16 protein-coding genes are annotated in these 16,732 nt (G+C 72.4%); 5 read left to right on the top strand and 11 right to left on the bottom strand.

Annotation, left to right across the window (positions count from 1 at the left end; all coding sequences use genetic code 11):
* Positions 1 to 185: 185 nt before the first annotated feature.
* The 3 genes from rplT to infC form a co-directional block, all read right to left on the bottom strand.
* Positions 186 to 569, bottom strand: a complete 384-nt coding sequence (rplT, locus tag ABT147_RS44375) for a 50S ribosomal protein L20 (protein ID WP_057580434.1) — start codon at positions 567 to 569, stop codon at positions 186 to 188.
* A gap of 111 nt (positions 570 to 680) precedes the next feature.
* On the bottom strand, positions 681 to 875 hold the full coding sequence (rpmI, locus tag ABT147_RS44370) for a 50S ribosomal protein L35 (protein WP_003977225.1): 195 nt from the start codon (positions 873 to 875) through the stop codon (positions 681 to 683).
* Positions 876 to 1,006: 131 nt separating this feature from the next.
* The gene (gene infC / locus ABT147_RS44365; protein WP_351417617.1) at positions 1,007 to 1,699 is read right to left on the bottom strand and encodes a translation initiation factor IF-3; all 693 of its coding nucleotides are present in this window, start codon (positions 1,697 to 1,699) and stop codon (positions 1,007 to 1,009) included.
* Positions 1,700 to 2,070: 371 nt separating this feature from the next.
* Here infC and ABT147_RS44360 point away from each other — a divergent pair, with 371 nt between their 5' ends.
* The gene (locus ABT147_RS44360; RefSeq protein ID WP_037701706.1) at positions 2,071 to 2,427 is read left to right on the top strand and encodes a DUF1844 domain-containing protein; all 357 of its coding nucleotides are present in this window, start codon (positions 2,071 to 2,073) and stop codon (positions 2,425 to 2,427) included.
* A gap of 56 nt (positions 2,428 to 2,483) precedes the next feature.
* Here the strand turns inward: ABT147_RS44360 and ABT147_RS44355 are convergent, their stop codons facing one another.
* A complete protein-coding gene (locus tag ABT147_RS44355) occupies positions 2,484 to 3,215 on the bottom strand; it encodes an SseB family protein (protein ID WP_351417612.1) in 732 nt (243 codons plus the stop codon).
* 149 nt (positions 3,216 to 3,364) lie between these two features.
* Between ABT147_RS44355 and ABT147_RS44350 the strand changes: the two genes are divergently transcribed.
* On the top strand, positions 3,365 to 4,381 hold the full coding sequence (locus ABT147_RS44350; protein ID WP_351417610.1) for a serine hydrolase: 1,017 nt from the start codon (positions 3,365 to 3,367) through the stop codon (positions 4,379 to 4,381).
* An 87-nt stretch (positions 4,382 to 4,468) separates the two neighbouring features.
* Here the strand turns inward: ABT147_RS44350 and mycP are convergent, their stop codons facing one another.
* The 3 genes from mycP to ABT147_RS44335 form a co-directional block, all read right to left on the bottom strand.
* Complete coding sequence (mycP, locus tag ABT147_RS44345) at positions 4,469 to 5,770, bottom strand: type VII secretion-associated serine protease mycosin (RefSeq protein WP_351417608.1); 1,302 nt, start codon at positions 5,768 to 5,770, stop codon at positions 4,469 to 4,471.
* Positions 5,767 to 7,152 carry a chromosomal replication initiator protein DnaA gene (locus ABT147_RS44340; protein WP_351417606.1) on the bottom strand — a complete coding sequence of 462 codons (1,386 nt, stop codon included), beginning with the start codon at positions 7,150 to 7,152 and terminating at the stop codon, positions 5,767 to 5,769. The genes mycP and ABT147_RS44340 overlap by 4 nt, the downstream gene beginning before the upstream one ends.
* A 523-nt stretch (positions 7,153 to 7,675) precedes the next feature.
* Positions 7,676 to 8,278 (bottom strand): hypothetical protein, encoded by a 603-nt coding sequence (locus ABT147_RS44335; RefSeq protein ID WP_351417604.1) that lies wholly within the window; start codon positions 8,276 to 8,278, stop codon positions 7,676 to 7,678.
* Positions 8,279 to 8,563: 285 nt separating this feature from the next.
* Here ABT147_RS44335 and ABT147_RS44330 point away from each other — a divergent pair, with 285 nt between their 5' ends.
* The gene (locus ABT147_RS44330; RefSeq protein ID WP_351417602.1) at positions 8,564 to 9,766 is read left to right on the top strand and encodes an amino acid deaminase/aldolase; all 1,203 of its coding nucleotides are present in this window, start codon (positions 8,564 to 8,566) and stop codon (positions 9,764 to 9,766) included.
* Between the two features lie 28 nt (positions 9,767 to 9,794).
* Here ABT147_RS44330 and ABT147_RS44325 read toward each other — a convergent pair whose 3' ends face one another.
* From ABT147_RS44325 to ABT147_RS44310, 4 genes are read right to left on the bottom strand one after another with little or no spacing between them, the layout of a single operon-like run.
* Positions 9,795 to 10,733, bottom strand: a complete 939-nt coding sequence (locus ABT147_RS44325) for a DUF2510 domain-containing protein (protein ID WP_351417600.1) — start codon at positions 10,731 to 10,733, stop codon at positions 9,795 to 9,797.
* A 44-nt stretch (positions 10,734 to 10,777) separates the two neighbouring features.
* Entirely contained in the window at positions 10,778 to 11,560 is a 783-nt protein-coding gene (locus tag ABT147_RS44320) for a 3-oxoacyl-ACP reductase (protein ID WP_216591399.1), read from the bottom strand.
* Positions 11,557 to 12,930, bottom strand: coding sequence for an aldehyde dehydrogenase family protein (locus tag ABT147_RS44315; RefSeq protein ID WP_351417598.1), 1,374 nt, complete (start codon positions 12,928 to 12,930; stop codon positions 11,557 to 11,559). Before ABT147_RS44315 ends, ABT147_RS44320 begins: the two co-directional genes overlap by 4 nt.
* An 8-nt stretch (positions 12,931 to 12,938) precedes the next feature.
* Entirely contained in the window at positions 12,939 to 14,297 is a 1,359-nt protein-coding gene (locus tag ABT147_RS44310) for a glutamine synthetase family protein (protein ID WP_351417596.1), read from the bottom strand.
* 106 nt (positions 14,298 to 14,403) lie between these two features.
* Between ABT147_RS44310 and ABT147_RS44305 the strand changes: the two genes are divergently transcribed.
* Both ABT147_RS44305 and eat read left to right on the top strand, forming a co-directional pair.
* The gene (locus ABT147_RS44305; RefSeq protein ID WP_351417594.1) at positions 14,404 to 15,150 is read left to right on the top strand and encodes a FadR/GntR family transcriptional regulator; all 747 of its coding nucleotides are present in this window, start codon (positions 14,404 to 14,406) and stop codon (positions 15,148 to 15,150) included.
* A 135-nt stretch (positions 15,151 to 15,285) separates the two neighbouring features.
* On the top strand, positions 15,286 to 16,725 hold the full coding sequence (gene eat / locus ABT147_RS44300; protein ID WP_351417592.1) for an ethanolamine permease: 1,440 nt from the start codon (positions 15,286 to 15,288) through the stop codon (positions 16,723 to 16,725).
* The last annotated feature ends 7 nt before the right edge of the window (positions 16,726 to 16,732 follow it).

The raw sequence follows: 16,732 nt of genomic DNA, 5'->3' as shown, positions 1-16,732 counted from the left end.
CAGGGGCTGCGCCCCGTGCTTTTTCAACGGCCCGCAGGGGCCGTTGCTTCTAGGGGCGCGGGGAACTGCGCGAGAAGCCCCACGCACCCGCACCCGACAACGCACCCGAAAACGCCCGGACCCGCAGGCGGCGAGCACCTGCGGGTCCGGGTCACAACAACACGCGGCTCAAGCCGGCGCGAGCGTCACGCTGCCTTGGGCGCGTTCACGTCCGCCGGCAGCGCCTTCTGCGCGACCTCGACCAGCGCGGCGAACGCGGTGGCGTCGTTGACGGCCAGCTCGGCGAGGATCTTGCGGTCGACCTCGATGTTCGCGGCCTTCAGACCCTGGATGAGGCGGTTGTACGTCATGCCGTTCTGACGGGCCGCAGCGTTGATGCGCTGGATCCACAGCTGACGGAAGTCGCCCTTGCGCTTCTTGCGGTCGTTGTAGTTGTAGACCAGCGAGTGGGTGACCTGCTCCTTGGCCTTGCGGTACAGGCGCGAACGCTGACCGCGGTAGCCGGAGGCCGCCTCGAGGATCGCCCGGCGCTTCTTGTGGGCGTTGACTGCCCGCTTGACGCGTGCCACTTTTTAACTCCTTGTAGCGGGGCCGTGGTTGTCGTCACACGACCCGGAATCGATGGGGTCCCGGTCCAGACGTACGGCGCGCGGTGATCGAAGGATCAGGCGCCGCGAACGTCACTTGCCGAGAAGCTTCTTGATCTTCGCGGCGTCGCCCGGGGCCATCTCGGCGTTGCCGGTGAGGCGACGCGTCACGCGGGACGACTTGTGCTCGAGCAGGTGGCGCTTGCCGGCGCGCTCACGGAGCACCTTGCCGGAGCCGGTGATCTTGAAGCGCTTGCTGGCACCGCTGTGCGACTTGTTCTTCGGCATAGCGCCGTTCTCTCCTCGTCAGTGGCGCTCCGGTGCCCGGTCGCGAAACCGGGCACGACGGAACGTCATTTCTTTCGGTTGGCACCCTGGACCTGTGTCCAGGGGTTCCCCCGGACTCGCGTCCCGGGGACTTACGCCTCGGCGGGCTCCTCGGCCGGTGCCTCGACCTCGACGGCCTCGGACTCGACCGCGTCGGACTCGGCGGCGTTCTGCGACTTGCCGGGGTTGGCCTTCGCTTCCGCCTTGCGGGCTTCCTGCGCCTGGCGAGCCTCGGCCATCGCCTCGGTCTTCTTCTTGTGCGGACCGAGAACCATGATCATGTTTCGGCCGTCCTGCTTCGGGTTCGACTCGACGAACCCGAGGTCCTCGACGTCCGAAGCGAGCCGCTGCAGCAGTCGGTAGCCCAGCTCGGGCCGGGACTGCTCGCGACCACGGAACATGATCGTGATCTTGACCTTGTCGCCCTGCTTGAGGAACCGGACGACGTGACCCTTCTTGGTGTCATAGTCGTGCGGGTCGATCTTCGGCCGGAGCTTCATCTCCTTGATGACCGTGTGCGCCTGGTTCTTGCGCGCCTCACGGGCCTTCATGGCCGACTCGTACTTGAACTTCCCGTAGTCCATGAGCTTGCAGACCGGCGGACGGGCGTTCGCGGCCACCTCGACCAGGTCGAGGTCGTACTCCTGCGCAAGCTCCAGGGCCTTGGCAAGCGGAACAATCCCGACCTGCTCGCCGCTGGGACCGACAAGTCGCACCTCGGGAACGCGAATCCGGTCGTTGATGCGGGGCTCGGCGCTGATGGATCCTCCTCGGTAGCACCACACGCCGGTCTGGCGGACCGCCGTGTTATGTCTGGTTGACATAGGGACCAACCATCGCGGCGCATGAAAAATGCCCCGGACGGGACGCAGGCGGGGCTCCATGTACTGCCGGAGCACCGCCGCGGGTGTCCCGCGGGGCGCAATCTCGGACGACTCCACCGTCCGTACGGAACGGTGGGGGCCGTCTGACCGGGTGACCTGCCGTCCCGGAGGACAGCCAGGTGGGAGTTCGGAGCCTCCACTTGCGGGCCGGACACACAGGTGTCCAGCCGGTCGTAGTCCTAACCATAGCGGGTTCAAACCTGGGGTGCCAATCGGTGTACGGCGGACTCCCGCAGGTCGGGGCGTACGCGCCGGGGCCTATCGTGTGGGGCATGAGTGAGACCCCTCCTGAGAACCCCGACTTCGACTCGATGACCCGCGACATCGCCGAGGTCCCCGCGGTCGAGGTGATCGTGACGGTCGCCGTCAACCTGATGAGCGCCGCCGCCGTGAAGCTCGGTCTGACCGAGGAGGGCGACAAGTACAAGGACCTGGACGAGGCCCGCAAGCTGGTCACCGCCCTCGCCGGTCTGCTGGACGCGTCCACGACCGAGATCAGCTCCTTCCACGCGGCCCCGCTGCGCGACGGTCTGAAGTCGCTGCAGCTGGCCTTCCGCGAGGCGTCGGTCGTCCCGGACGAGCCGGGCCAGGGCCCGGGCGAGAAGTACACGGGCCCGGTCTACGGCTAGGCCGTAGCCCCCTTCACTGGCGTACGTCTTTCACTGGCGTACGTACAGGGGCTCTTTCACTGGCGTACGTACAAGGGCTCGCCCGGTGGCGTCGTCCCGGCCGGCAGCAGTGCCAGGTCGAGGCCGCGCACCAGGCGGGCCCGCAGTGTCTCGTCGGCGGCGAGGCGGCCGGCGACGGACCGTGCGGCCTCGGCCGGGGTCGCGGCCGGGTCCAGGACCAGGACGAGGGTGCCGTCGGCCTGCCCGGGGCCGAGGTGGGCGCGGAGCACGGCCGGCTCGGCGGCGACGGCGGAGCGTACGGCGTCGAGGACGGCGGGGTCGGCGAGCGGGTCGGTGGTGGTGCGGCCCTCGGCGAGCGCGAGCAGGGCCCGGCCGGTCAGCTCGTAGGCGACGGGCCCGGCGAGGTCGAGGACGATCGTGTCGGCCTTCTCGTGCGCGGCGGCCTGGAGTGCCTGGTGCAGGGGTACGGCGACGGGGCGGGCGGCGGGGTCCCAGCGGGCCAGGGAGTCGGTGGAGGTGAAGGCGGGCAGGGCGGTGCGGCCGCCGGCCTTCAGGGTGGGGACGGCCATGTCACTGGTTTTCTCGCGGCGCAGTCCGTTCTCGTCGGTCTCGACCTCGCCGAGCACGGCCACGACGGGCACGAGCAGCCGGGCGTCCCTGAGCGCTTCGAGGACGGGGCCCACGGCGGTCCGGTCCTCGGCCCAGGCGGCGAGCGCGGCGCTCAGCCGGGGGTCGGCGGAGCCGTCGTCGTCGGAGAAACCGGGGTCGGGAATGTTCTTGTTCGCCACGGTCGTCGACCCTATCGGGGGAAGTCTCCTGGGCTTTCGGCAGGCCGGAAACGTGATGGTCACATCGCTCACGGTTTTCTCAGCCATCCCTGACAAGCATCTAACAATCGCCTAACCCAGCCCACAGCGCGGCGCAGAACCATCTCGGTATGCCCTCTCCAGGAGCCCGTCGCCGCGCCCGCCCGTCGGGGCGCCGTCCGCTCGTCCACGTCGCGCTGGCCGCCCTGGTCCTGGTGGGCGGCACGGCCGCCGGGACGGTGTTCATGAGGGCCCGGGCGCTGGAGGGCGGGAGCCTGGCCGTATCGTCGGCGGCGTCATCGTCGGTATCGCCCTCGGCCTCCGCTTCCACCGCGCCGGGGGCGGACGCGGTCGCTGAGGAGGCTTCGGTGGAACCTGTGGCGGCGCCCGAGGTGGATCACGACGAACTGCTCGCGGCGGCCCTGGCGGACGTGCCGGTGGAGGACGGGGCGGCGGTGTCCGTGGCCGTGCTGGACCTGGCGTCCGGGGACTCTGCCGGGTACGGGGACGCGCGCTTCGACACCGCCAGCATCGTGAAGACGGACATCCTGGCGGCGCTGCTGCTCCAGGCGCAGGACGCGGGCCGGCGGCTCACCGCGCAGGAGAAGGCGTATGCCGCCACGATGATCCGCGACAGCGACAACGTCTCCGCGACGGCCCTGTGGAAGGCCATCGGGCAGGCGGACGGCCTCGACGCCGCGAACGCGCGGTTCGGGCTGACGGACACCGAGGGCGGCGACGGTCTGTACTGGGGGCTCACCCAGACCACGGCGGCCGATCAACTCGCCCTGCTCCGGCAGGTGTTCGGGGACGACGACACGTCCGAGCTGAGCGCGGCCTCGCGGGCCTACGTGCAAGAGCTGATGGGGCGGATCGCGGAGGGGCAGGACTGGGGTGTCTCGGCGGCGTCGGGCGCGACCTCGGGGTCCGGGTTCGCCCTGAAGAACGGGTGGCTGCCGCGTACCGCCACCGGGCTGTGGGACATCAACAGCGTCGGCCGGGTCACCGTGGACGGGCGGGAGTACCTGGTCGCGGTGGTGTCGGACGGCAACACGACGAAGGCGAAGGGGATCGCGCTGGTCGAGGCGGCGGCGCGGGCGGCCGTGTCGGTGTTCGGGGCCACGGCCGGGGCTACCACGACGTCGTAGGCGTACGCGTGGACCCCGGAGTCGACGAACTGGGCGTACCCATGGGCCCCGGTGCCGGCGTCCTGGGCAGCCGCGTGGGCCCCGGTGTCAGATGACGAACTCGTCCGGTCGGCCGCGACCGCGTCCGCGCCAGATCACCACCGCCGTGACCAGCAGGACCACACCGAGGCCGCCCGCGGCGGGGGCGGTCCAGCCGGTGGTGGGGTCCTCCTCCTCGACCGGGTCCGGGCCGGAGCCGAAGTACTTGCCGCCGTACGACGCGGTCTTGAGGTCGTCGGAGGTGAGCCCGCCGCCCTCCGCGATGGCGGCCGCCGGGTCGACGAAGCCGAAGCCCCGGGAGTCGTCGCGACCGCCTACGGGGACTTCGCGGGCGGTGTCCTCCAGGAGGCGTTTGACCTGGGCGGGGTCCAGGTCCGGGTGGGCCGCCTTGATGAGGGCGGCGGCGCCGGAGACGAAGGCCGCGGCGGCGCTGGTGCCCCAGCCCTCGTAGTACTTGCGGTCCGGGTCGGCGATGACGACGTCGACGCCGGGGGCGCTGACGGTGGCGTACCAGCGGCGGGTGGAGAACGGGGCGCGGTCGCCGTCCTCGTCGACGGCGGTCACCGCGATCACGCCCGGGTAGGCCGCCGGGTAGGAGATGTGGTCGCCCTTCTCGCCGCCGTTGCCGGCCGAGGCGACGACGATCGAGCCCTTCTTCAGGGCGTACTGGACGGCGGCGTCCTCGGAGGGTTCCGGGTGGGCGGACTCGGAGTCGTCGCCGAGGGAGAGGTTGATGACGTCGACGCCCTGGTCGGCGGCCCAGCGGATGCCCTCGGCGAGGGCGTTGCCACGGGTGCTGCGGGCCTTGGAGCGGGCGGAGTCGCCGTCTTCGAGGATGACGCGGACGGGGAGGATCTTCGCCTCGGGGGCGACGCCGAGGACACCGTCGGCGTTGTTCACGCCGTGTCCGTGGCCGGCGATGATCCCGGCCATGGCGGTGCCGTGCCGGGCCCAGGAGCGGTCGCCGCGCGAGGCCCCGAAGCCGACCATGTCCTTCGTCGGCAGGACGTTGCCGACCAGGTCCGGGTGTTCGTCGTCGACGCCCGTGTCGAGCACCGCGACGGTGATGCCGGCGCCCTTCGTCGTACGCCATGCCTCCTGCGCGTGCATCGCGCCCAGCGCCCACTGCTGGTCCCGGATGCCGTCGGCGTGCGCGGCGGTGGACGGCAGGAGGGCCAGGGAGGCGGCGAGGGGGACGCTGAGGAGGGCGAGGTGGAGGGGGCGGCGGCGGGCGCGCGGGGCGCGGGGGCCGGCTGTCGCCGCGGCCACGGGTGTCCCGGCCCGCTCGGCGGTCACGGCCCGCTCCGCGCTCCTGGTCTGCTCGGTGGTCTCGGGTTCGTCGGCTTTCATGAAGGTTGCTCCGTGGCGGACGCGGCGGTCTTGCGCAGGCCGCGTTCGACGCGGTCGGCGAGGCCCTTCGCCTCGTGGCCGAGACCGGACTGGGCGGGGGCGGTGGTGGCGCCGGCCTTCATCGCGTCCTCGGCGGGCTGCGGTTCGGTGACGGTACGGCCGTCGGCGAAGCCCGAGACGGCGTAGACGACAACCGGGACGTCGGTGAGGACGGAGATCGTCCACGAGGCCCGCTGGGCGTCGCCGAAGCCGGCGGCGACGGTGTCCTCGGCGGCGTACGGGCGGGGCATCAGGTCGGTGCGGCGGTCGAGGCCGTCCTTGACGAAGCGGTTCCTGAGCGCGGTCATCGAGGCCGCGTCGGCCTTGGTGAACATCAGGCCCACGGTGGTGACGTTGCTCTGGGTCGCGTCGGTGTAGGTGGCGCGCAGCAGCCGCAGACAGCCGGCGGGGGCGAGGGCCTTGCGCAGCAGCGGGTCGAAGGCGTCCGCGCAGCCGCTGTCGCGTGCGACGGCGACCCGGGTCCAGGTCCGGTCGGTGCCGCCCGGTCCGGCGCCCTCGCCCCGGACGGTGGGCGGGAACAGCTCGTCGACGGGTACGCCGTGCCACAGCTCTCCGGCCACCGCGAAGGTGTCGCGGGTGCCGTCCGCCCCGGAGTCCCCGGTGAGCCAACTCCCGGCCGCCGCGCCGCCGATGAGCCCGACACCGAGCACCACGCACGCGGCCACGGCCGCCGCCCGCGCCTTGGTGGGCCGTGGCTTGCGCCGCCCGTCGTACGGCTCGGGCGGCGTCCACGGCGAGGTGTCCGGCTGCGCGAACGTCACGAAGGGCCGCCCGGGAGACGCCCCGAGGACACCGTCGAGCGCTTCGGCGGACCGCCGGGACGAACTCGACGGGGGCTGCCAGCCACCGGGCCGCTCGGGGGTGAGGGGCCTCGGCCGAGGAGTGCCCTCGGGGCGATCGGAGCGCTCGGGGCGGACCTCTTCGGGCAGCGGGCCACGAGGGGGCGCCGTGGACGGCGGTACGGAGGGCGGCGGCGCGGCGGGCGGCGGTACGGTCGGCGGCGGTACGGCACCGGTGGTCGGGCCGCCGGTACGGGGCGCCGTCGACGGGGGCTGTCCGGCAGCGCGGGACGCCGGGGCCGGGGGTCGCCCGGCCGCGCGGGGCGACGTGCCGTCGGCGGGGCGGGAGGGCCGCCCGCCGGAGACCGGGGTGGAGGCGGGGGCTGGGGGCGACGCGGGGGCCGCGTCCCGGCCGCCCGCACGCCGTGCGTTGTCACGCGCCGACGGCGGCTCGTCCGGGAAGCGGGCCGAGGCCGGGGGCGGGGCGTCCTGGGTGGGTGCCGGGGTGGCCGGCGGGACGTCCGGAAAGCGCGCCGAGGCCACCGGGGGTGGCGGGGTGGCGGAGGCGCCGTTGTGGCGGCCCGCACTGCGCCGGAAGTCGGAGAAACGCGGGTGCTCGGCACGGCGCTGGGCGGCCCCGCCGTCCGCGCCGGAGCCACGGCCGGAGGCCTGCCCGACGGACCGGCCGGAAGCCTGCCCGGCTGCCTGCCCGGAGCCACGCTCGGCGTCCTGGCCGGTCGATTGCCGGGAGTTGCTCGGGGAGCCTTGGCCGGCCGACTGCCGGGAACCATTCGGGGAGCCCTGACCTGCCGACTGCCGGGAACCGCTCGGAGAACCCTGACCCGCCGACTGCCGAGAGCCGTTCGCGGAGCCTTGGCCTGCCGACTGCCGGGAACCGCTCGGAGAACCCTGGCCGGCCGACTGCCGGGAACCGCCCGGAGAACCCTGACCCGCCGACTGACGGGAACCGTTCACGGAGCCTTGGCCGGTCGTCGGGCCGGGGCCGTGGGTGCGGGTGGGCAGGGGCCTGCCCGGGGTGCCCGGGGTGCCGGAACTCTGCCTGTTCTCAGGCGTGTTCGTCGCGTCGGGGCCGTAGGGCCGCCGTGGCGTGTCCGTCGTCGTAGTCGTACTCGGGTGTCGTGCGTCCCGAGGCGGCGTGCCCGGCGCCGTGGACGGGCGGGGCGGAGCAGTGGGCCGCGCGGGTGTGCCCACGACCGGTGGCCGCTGTGGACGGCGAGGCACGGCCGGGCCCGCTCCGCTCGCGGGCGCGCGGTCCGGGCGGGGCGGCGGAACCGGGGAGCCTCCGGCCGGGCCGGACGCGGACGGCTGCGGCGGGCCGGACATACCCGGCGCGGACGCACGAGCACCCGGGCCGAACGGGCGCGTACCCGGGCCAGACGTACTCGGGGCGGACGGGCGCGTACCCGGACCTGAGGTACTCGGGCCGAACGGGCGCGTACCGGAGCCGGACGCATACGGGCCCGGTGTCTCGTGGTCGGCCCCCGGCTCCCGTGTCGGCGGACGGGTCGGGGCGCCCGGTGTCGCGGGGGTCGATGCCTCGGCGTCCGGTGTCGTGGGCGTCGGGGCGGGGTCCGGCGGTATGGACGGGCGGGGCGGGGCCGGGGGCCGTGGGGGGATGGGGGCGCGGCGCGCTTCCGTGCTCATGCACCCCCCGTTTCCTCGTCCCGTGCCGACCCGGAGGTCGTCCGGGCGTCCGACCGCCCGTGGGGAGCGGTCGTCACGCATACCTGGGAGTCGCCCCGTCGTCGGTCCGCCAACACCACGGGCAAGCCATACCCGTGGCAGCGGATCGGCATCCCCGTCGAGGTCGTCCCTGCGTGCGCGTCACTCTACGGGTTGGCCCCGGTCGAACGGGAACCAGTCCGCCGGGCCCGTGGCATCTGCCCGGAACGTCCCCCTACCCTGCGGTAATCATGTCTGGCAGGCTTCGTGCATGACTGCGCGCGCCGCCGACCGGGCCCGGTACGACCGGGCCACAGCTCATCTCGACGCACCTCTCGCGATCGTCGACCTCGACGCCTTCGACGCGAACGCCGACGACCTCCTCCGCAGGGCCGGCGGCAAGCCGATCCGCGTCGCGAGCAAGTCCGTTCGCTGCCGGGCGCTCCTGGAGCGGGTCCTGTCCCGTGAGGGTTTCCAGGGCATCATGTCGTTCACGCTCTCCGAGTCGCTGTGGCTGGCCCGTTCCGGTTTCGATGACATCCTCCTCGCCTATCCGTCGGCCGACCACGAGGCCTTCGCCGAGCTGGCGGGCGACCCCAAGCTCGCCGCCGCCGTGACCGTCATGGTCGACGACCCCGCCCAGCTCCAGCTGATCGACAACTCCCGGCGGGGCGGCACCGAAGTCGTGCGTGTCTGCCTGGAGTTGGACACCTCGCTGAAGCTGCTCGGCGGACGGGTGCGCGTCGGCGCCCTGCGCTCCCCTCTGCACTCCCCCGCGCAGGTCGGTGAGATGGCCCGCGCCGTCGCCGAGCGCCCGGGGTTCAAGCTGGTCGGGATCATGGCGTACGAGGGTCATATCGCCGGTGTCGGCGACTCGGTGGCCGGGCGGCCGCTGCGGTCGCGTGCCATCCGGCTGATGCAGGCCACCGCGAAGAAGGAGCTGGCCACGCGGCGGGCCGAAGTCGTGCGCGCGGTACGGCGGGTGGCACCGGACCTGGAGTTCGTCAACGGCGGCGGCACGGGCAGTGTGCAGCACACGGCGGCGGAGGACGCGGTCACCGAGATCGGCGCCGGCTCCGGGCTCTACGTGCCTCGGCTCTTCGACAACTACACCTCGTTCAGCGGGCGTCCGGCGGCACTGTTCGCCATGCCGGTCGTCCGGCGCCCCGGTGTCGGGGTCGTCACGGTCCTGGGCGGCGGGTACCCGGCCTCCGGCGCGCCCGGCCCCGACCGGCTGCCGGTGCCGTATCTGCCCGAGGGGCTGAAGTACGACCCGCAGGAGGGTCCCGGCGAGGTGCAGACCCCGCTGCTGGGCGCGCCCGCCGACGATCTGCTGCTCGGCGACAAGGTGTGGTTCCGGCACGCCAAGGCGGGCGAGCTGTGCGAGCGCTTCGACGTGCTGCACCTGGTGGAGGGCGACGAGGTGACGGCGGCGGTGCCGACGTACCGGGGCGAGGGTCACACGTTCCTGTAGCCGGGAGTTCCCGGAGCCCGGAGCGCGCTCACGAGGGGCCGAGGCTGCTGCCCACTCCGCCCGTGCTGCCACCCGTGTCGTCGCCCGTGTCCGCGTCGCCCGCCGGCCTGATGCCCTCGACGATCTCGTCGATGTCGTCGAGCGGCGGGCCCTCGTCGCCCGCGTCGAGGGCGAAGCGGACCAGGACGGGGGCCTCGGAGCCGATGGTGGACGGGAAGACGAGGGACTGGACCCAGCCACCGGATCCCGCGCCGGTGGTGACGCGCCAGCGCACGTAGTAGCCGGCGCGGCCCGCGACGGCGACCGAGCCGGAGCCGACGACCTCGTGGCCGGTGATGCCGTCGTAGGGCTGCCGGTCCAGGACGTCACGGTCGAAGGCGTCGTTCGCGGCGTCCTCGATGTCGTTCTCGGCGAGGGTCTTCGGGGAGGTCTCGTCGCTGCCGGTGACGGTCCGTGAGACGACGACGCCGCTGCGGCAGACCCCGCCGTCGCCGGGGCAGTCGAAGGTGTCGTCCGTGACCAGGACCGCGTCCTCCTCGCCGGAGCCGTCGCCGCTCTCCCAGCCGTCGGGGACGGGGAACGTGATGCCGTTGAGGTCGTCCGCGACGGTGGTCGGGTCGCCGGTGGGGGACGCGGTGGCGGGCTTCGTGGGGGACGGGCTGCCGTCGGAGGTCGGGGAACTCGTGGTGGTCCGCGTCTCCTGGCCGTCGTCTCCGTCGCCGTCCCCGCCGAGCAGGAGGACACCGCCCGTGACCGCCCCGGCGACCAGGACGGCCCCGACAGTGGCCAGCGCGACGACCTGGGTGCGTCCGAGGCCCCTGCGTGTGGACGGCTGGGGCTGGGGCACCGGCGGCCCGGGCTGCTCCGGCTGGCGCCGGTGATCGGTCCACGCGGTCCCGTCCCACCAGCGTTCGGTGAGCGGGTAGGACGGGTCGCGGTACCAGCCGGGCGGCGGCGAACTGCTCATCCCGGCACTTTAATCACACCGACGGTGCCGGTGTCCCGGTAGCCCTAGAGCGGTGTGACGTACGCGCCGGAGATGCCGCCGTCGACCAGGAAGTCGGTGGCGTTGACGAACGACGAGTCGTCGCTGGCGAGGAACGCGACGGCCGCCGCGATCTCGGTGGCCTCGGCGAAGCGTCCGACCGGGATGTGCACGAGCCGACGGGCGGCCCGCTCCGGGTCCTTGGCGAACAGCTCCTGGAGGAGGGGGGTGTTGACCGGCCCCGGGCAGAGCGCGTTGACGCGGATGCCCTCCCGCGCGAACTGCACACCCAGTTCCCGGGACATGGCCAGCACACCGCCCTTGGAGGCCGTGTACGAGATCTGGGAGGTCGCCGCGCCCATGCGGGCGACGAAGGACGCGGTGTTGATGATCGAGCCCTTGCCCTGGCGCCGCATGTAGGGGATCGCGGCCTTGCAGCACAGGTACACGGAGGTGAGGTTGACCTCCTGGACCCGCTTCCAGGCCTCCAGGCCGGTCTCCAGGATGGAGTCGTCGTCGGGCGGCGAGATGCCCGCGTTGTTGAAGGCGATGTCGACGCTGCCGTAGGTGTCGAACGCGGTCTTGAAGAGCGCGTCGACCTGCTCGGCGTCGGTGACGTCGACCTTCACGAAGAGCCCGCCGACCTCCTCGGCGGCGGCCTTGCCGCGTGCCTCGTCCAGGTCGCCGCAGACCACGTGCGCGCCCTCGGCGGCGAGCCGGCGCGCGGTGGCGAGGCCGATGCCGCTGCCCGCGCCGGTGATGACGGCGGTACGGCCGACGAGACGGCGGCAAACACTCTGTTCGGTCACTGTGCGGGGCCCTCCGTGCTGATGAAGACGTTCTTGGTTTCGGTGAAGGCGGTGATCGCGTCCGGGCCCAGCTCGCGGCCGATGCCGGACTGCTTGAAGCCGCCGAAGGGGGTCCAGTAGCGGACGCTGGAGTGCGAGTTGACGGACAGGTTGCCCGCGCGCACGCCCTGGGAGACCCGCAGCGCGCGGCCGACGTCCCGGGTCCAGATGGAGCCGGAGAGGCCGTAGGGGGTGTCGTTGGCGAGCCGTACGGCGTCCGCCTCGTCGGTGAAGGGCAGCAGGACGGCGACCGGGCCGAAGATCTCCTCGCGGGCGGCGGCGGAGTCGGGCCGCTCCCCGGTGAGCACGGTCGGCGGGAACCAGAAGCCGGGCCCCTCGGGAGCGCTGCCCCGCAGGGCGTCGGCCCCGTCGGGCACGAACTGCCGTACGCGGTCCAGTTGCTGACGGGAGATCAGCGGGCCCATCTGGGTCTTCTCGTCGGCGGGGTCGCCCACGACCACGGCGGCCAGCGCCTCGGCGAGCAGGCTTCGGACCTCGTCGTACACGGACTCCTGGACGAGGATCCGGGTGCGGGCGCAGCAGTCCTGGCCGGCGTTGTCGAGGAAGGAGAAGGGGTCGACGGCGGTCTTGAGGTCGGCGTCGGCGAAGACGATGTTCGGGCTCTTGCCGCCGAGTTCGAGGGTGACCTGCTTGACCTGGCCGGCGCACAGCTCCATGACGCGCTTGCCGGTGCGGGTGGAGCCGGTGAAGACGATCTTGGCGACGCCGGGGTGCCGGACCAGGGCCTCGCCGGTGATGTCGCCGCGTCCGGGCAGGACCTGGAAGAGGTGTTCCGGGAGTCCGGCCTCCAGGGCGAGTTCGGCGAGGCGCAGCGCGGTGAGCGGGGTGGTCTCGGCGGGCTTGAGGAGCACCGCGTTGCCGGCGGCGAGCGCGGGGGCGGTCCCCCAGGCGGCGATCGGCATGGGGAAGTTCCACGGCGCGATCACGCCGACGACGCCGAGGGGTTCGAGGATCGTGACGTTCAGGCCGCCGGGCACGGGGATCTGGCGGCCCGAGAGCCGTTCGACGCCGCCGGCGGCGTAGTCGAGCAGGTCCCGGACGTTGCCGGCCTCCCAGCGGGCGTTGCCGAGGGTGTGTCCGGCCTCCCGGACCTCCAGGCGGGCGAGTTCCTCGATGTGGTCGTCGACCACGGAGGCGAAGCGGCGCAGCAGCCGGGCCCGGTCGGCGGGGGCGACGGCGGCCCAGGACCGCTGCGCCTCGGCGGCCCGGCGGACGGCCGTGTCCACGTCGTGCTCGGCGGCGCCCGCGACGGTGGCGATGACCTCCTCCGTGGCCGGGTTGAGGATGTCCAGGGTGTGGTGCTGGGACACGTCGTTCCTCACAGACGTTCGAAGGAGCGGCGCAGCTCCCAGTCGGTCACGGCGGCGTCGAAGGCGGCCAGCTCGACGCGGGCCATGTTGCTGTAGTGCGCGACGACCTCGTCGCCGAAGGCGGCCTTGGCGATGGGGCTGTTCTCCCACAGCTCGGCGGCCTCGCGGAGGGTGGTCGGCACCTGGTCGTACCCGGCGGCGTACGCGTTCCCCGTGCACACCTCCGGCAGTTCGAGCTTCTGCTCGACGCCGTACAGGCCGGCCGCGATCAGTCCGGCGACGGCCAGGTGCGGGTTGACGTCACCGCCGGGGAGCCGGTTCTCGAAGCGCATCGAGCGGCCGTGGCCGACGACCCGCAGGGCGCAGGTCCGGTTGTCGTAGCCCCAGGCCACGGCGGTCGGGGCGAAGGAGCCCGGCTGGAACCGCTTGTAGGAGTTGATGTTGGGCGCGTAGAGCAGCGAGAAGTCGCGGAGCGCGGCGAGCTGTCCGGCGAGGAAGTACCGCATGACCTGCGACATGTCCTGCCCGGCGGCCATGACGTTGACGCCGTCGGCGTCCGCGAGCGAGAGGTGGATGTGACAGGAGTTGCCCTCGCGCTCGTTGTACTTCGCCATGAAGGTGAGCGAGACGCCCTCCTGGGAGGCGATCTCCTTGGCGCCGGTCTTGTAGATCGCGTGCTGGTCGCAGGTGACCAGGGCCTCGTCGTACTTGAAGGCGATCTCGTGCTGCCCGGGGTTGCACTCGCCCTTGGCGGACTCGACGGTCAGCCCGGCGGTGGCCATCTCGTTCCTGATCCGGCGCAGCAGGGGCTCGATACGCCCGGTGCCGAGGACCGAGTAGTCGATGTTGTACTGGTTGGCCGGGGTCAGCCCCTTGTAACCGGCGTCCCAGGCCTGCTCGTAGGTGTCCTTGAAGACGATGAACTCCAGCTCGGTGCCGACGTTGGCCGTGTAGCCGAGCTCGGCGAGGCGGTCCAGCTGGCGGCGCAGGATCTGGCGGGGCGCGGCGACGACCGGGGAGCCGTCGTTCCAGGCCAGGTCGGCGATGAGCATGGCCGTGCCCTCGTTCCACGGCACCCTGCGCAGGGTGCTCAGGTCCGGGCGCATGGCGAAGTCGCCGTAGCCGCGGTCCCAGGAGGACATCGCGTAGCCGTCGACGGTGTTCATCTCGGTGTCGACGGCGAGCAGGTAGTTGCAGCCCTCCGTGCCGTGGGCGAGCACGTCGTCGAGGAAGAAGCGCGCGGCGAACCGCTTGCCCTGGAGTCGCCCTTGCATGTCGGGGAAGGCCAGGACGACAGTGTCGATCTCACCGCCCGCGACGAGGGTGTGCAGTTCCTCGACGGTGAGCGGGGGTGTGCGGTCTGCCACGGGAAAGCCTCCTAGGGGCTTCTTCGGCCGTCCCGGAGCCATTCAGCCATCCGGGAAGCCATAAGGTATTACCCGTAACCATTAGTTGGGAAGGGGGAACCGCCATATGTCGCGGACAGGGGCGGAACCGGAGACTCCGTGGGCCGACGACCGACTGGCGTCCGTACTGCGGCCGGTACGTGCGGGCAACGGCTTCGAGGAGGCGCTGGAGCAGATCATGCAGGTCGTGCGGCTCGGCCTGGTGCCGGGCGGCGAGCGGCTGCCGGCGGAGCGCGACCTGGCCGAGCGGCTCGGGATCAGCCGGGTGACCCTGCGCGAGGTCCTGAAGGTGCTGCAGGACCAGGGCCTGATCGAGGCGCGGCGCGGGCGGTACGGAGGAACGTTCGTGCTGCCGCGCGTGGACACCCCGGGCGAGGACGAGCTGCGCCGCCGCCTGAAGGACATCGACGTCGAGGACACGCTGCGCTTCCGCGAGGTGCTGGAGGTGGGCGCGGCCGGCCTGTGCGCGGCACACGGCCTGACCAGCGAGGAGGTCGACCGGCTGCGGACGGCCCTGGCCCGCACGCACAACGCGCCGCTCACGGAGTACCGCCGTCTGGACACCCTGCTGCACCTCACGATCGCCGAGCTGTCCGGCTCCCCGTCGCTCGCCGCCCAGTACGCGGGCGTACGCGCCGGGGTCAACGAACTGCTCGACTGCATCCCCCTGTTGGTGCGCAACCTGGAGCACTCCCAGCAGCAGCACACCGCCCTGGTGGAGGCCGTGCTCGACGAGGACGCGGAGGCGGCACGGGAGATCATGCGGGAGCACTGCGCCGGCACGGCGGCCCTGCTGCGCGGCTTCCTCGGGTGAGACCGCATCCCCGGACGGGCACGAATCCGCGCACCGGCAGAGCACGATTTACGCTCGCTTAACGCAGGGGTATTGCTTTCGGCCACCCACCCCACAAAGGTATGGATCCATTCCTTTGAGTGGGGAGAGTGCGCCATGTCCCTGAAAGCCACGGAGACCGCCGATGCGGCGGACGACTATCTGGAGCGCCGGACGCTCCGCCGGGGCAGCGCCGGCTGGGTACTGCTGACCGGCCTCGGCGTCGCCTATGTCGTCTCCGGCGACTTCTCCGGCTGGAACCTCGGCCTCGCGAAGGGCGGCTTCGGCGGCCTGGCGATCGCCACGGTGCTCATGGGCACCATGTACGCCTGCCTGGTCTTCGCCCTCGCCGAACTCTCCGCGATCCTGCCCACGGCGGGCGGCGGCTACGGCTTCGCACGTCGGGCGCTCGGCCCGTGGGGCGGCTTCCTCACCGGCACGGCGATCCTGATCGAGTATGTGCTCGCCCCCGCCGCCATCGTGATCTTCATCGGCGACTACGTCGAGTCGCTGGGCCTCTTCGGCCTGACGTCGAGCTGGCCGGTCTATCTCGTCTGCTTCGCGCTCTTCATCGGCATCCACCTGTGGGGCGTCGGCGAGGCGCTGATCGCCAGTTTCGTCGTCACCGGCATCGCGGTGTTCGCCCTGATCGTGTTCGCCCTGGGAGCGCTGCCCGAGTTCAGCGCGTCCTCTCTCGACGACATCCCGGTCGACACCTCGGCCTTCGGCGCCAGCTCCTGGCTGCCCATGGGACTGCTCGGCATCTGGGCCGCGTTCCCCTTCGGCATGTGGTTCTTCCTGGGCGTCGAGGGTGTGCCGCTGGCCGCCGAGGAGACCAGGGACCCGGCCCGTACGCTGCCGAAGGCGATCCGCTGGTCGATGGGCGTCCTCGTGGTGCTGGCCGTGATCACCTTCCTCACCGCGGCCGGGGCGCGCGGCTCCGCCGCCATCCAGGACGCCGGCAACCCCCTCGTCGAGGCGCTCCAGCCGGACGGCAAGGCCACCGCGCTCAGCCGTTTCGTGAACTACGCCGGACTGGCCGGCCTCGTGGCCTCCTTCTTCTCCCTGATCTACGCGGGCTCCCGGCAACTGTTCGCCCTCTCCCGGGCCGGCTACCTCCCCCGGGTCCTCTCCCTCACCAGCAGCCGCAAGGCCCCGTATCTGGGCCTGCTGGTGCCGGGCACGATCGGCTTCGCCCTGGCCGCCGCCACCGGCGACAGCGTCCGGATGCTGAACATCGCCGTCTTCGGCGCCACGATCAGCTACGCCCTGATGTCCCTGTCGCACATCGTCCTGCGCCGCCGGGAGCCGGGCCTCGAGCGCCCGTATCGCACACCGGGCGGGGTGCTGACCTCGTCCGTGGCCCTCGTCCTCGCGTGCTCGGCGCTGGTGGCGACATTCCTGGTGGATGTGACGGCCGCGGTCATCGCGCTCGTCGTGTACGCGGTCGCGGCGGCGTACTTCGGGCTCTACAGCCGTAAGCACCTGGTGGCGAAGGCACCGGAGGAGGAATTCGCCGCACTGGCCGCCGCCGAGGCAGAGTTGGCACGGGACTGACGATTCC

Source organism: Streptomyces sp. NPDC001868 (assembly GCF_040297125.1).
Classification (GTDB): Bacteria; Actinomycetota; Actinomycetes; order Streptomycetales; family Streptomycetaceae; genus Streptomyces.
This window is presented reverse-complemented; position numbering and strand designations above follow the sequence as displayed.

Coding starts and splice junctions, on each gene's coding strand:
- ABT147_RS44325 (WP_351417600.1), bottom strand. CDS start 10,733: ATGAGCAGTTCGCCGCCGCCCGGCTGGTACCGCGACCCGTCCTACCCG.
- rpmI (WP_003977225.1), bottom strand. CDS start 875: ATGCCGAAGAACAAGTCGCACAGCGGTGCCAGCAAGCGCTTCAAGATC.
- ABT147_RS44360 (WP_037701706.1), top strand. CDS start 2,071: ATGAGTGAGACCCCTCCTGAGAACCCCGACTTCGACTCGATGACCCGC.
- ABT147_RS44350 (WP_351417610.1), top strand. CDS start 3,365: ATGCCCTCTCCAGGAGCCCGTCGCCGCGCCCGCCCGTCGGGGCGCCGT.
- eat (WP_351417592.1), top strand. CDS start 15,286: ATGTCCCTGAAAGCCACGGAGACCGCCGATGCGGCGGACGACTATCTG.
- mycP (WP_351417608.1), bottom strand. CDS start 5,770: ATGAAAGCCGACGAACCCGAGACCACCGAGCAGACCAGGAGCGCGGAG.
- ABT147_RS44330 (WP_351417602.1), top strand. CDS start 8,564: ATGACTGCGCGCGCCGCCGACCGGGCCCGGTACGACCGGGCCACAGCT.
- ABT147_RS44305 (WP_351417594.1), top strand. CDS start 14,404: ATGTCGCGGACAGGGGCGGAACCGGAGACTCCGTGGGCCGACGACCGA.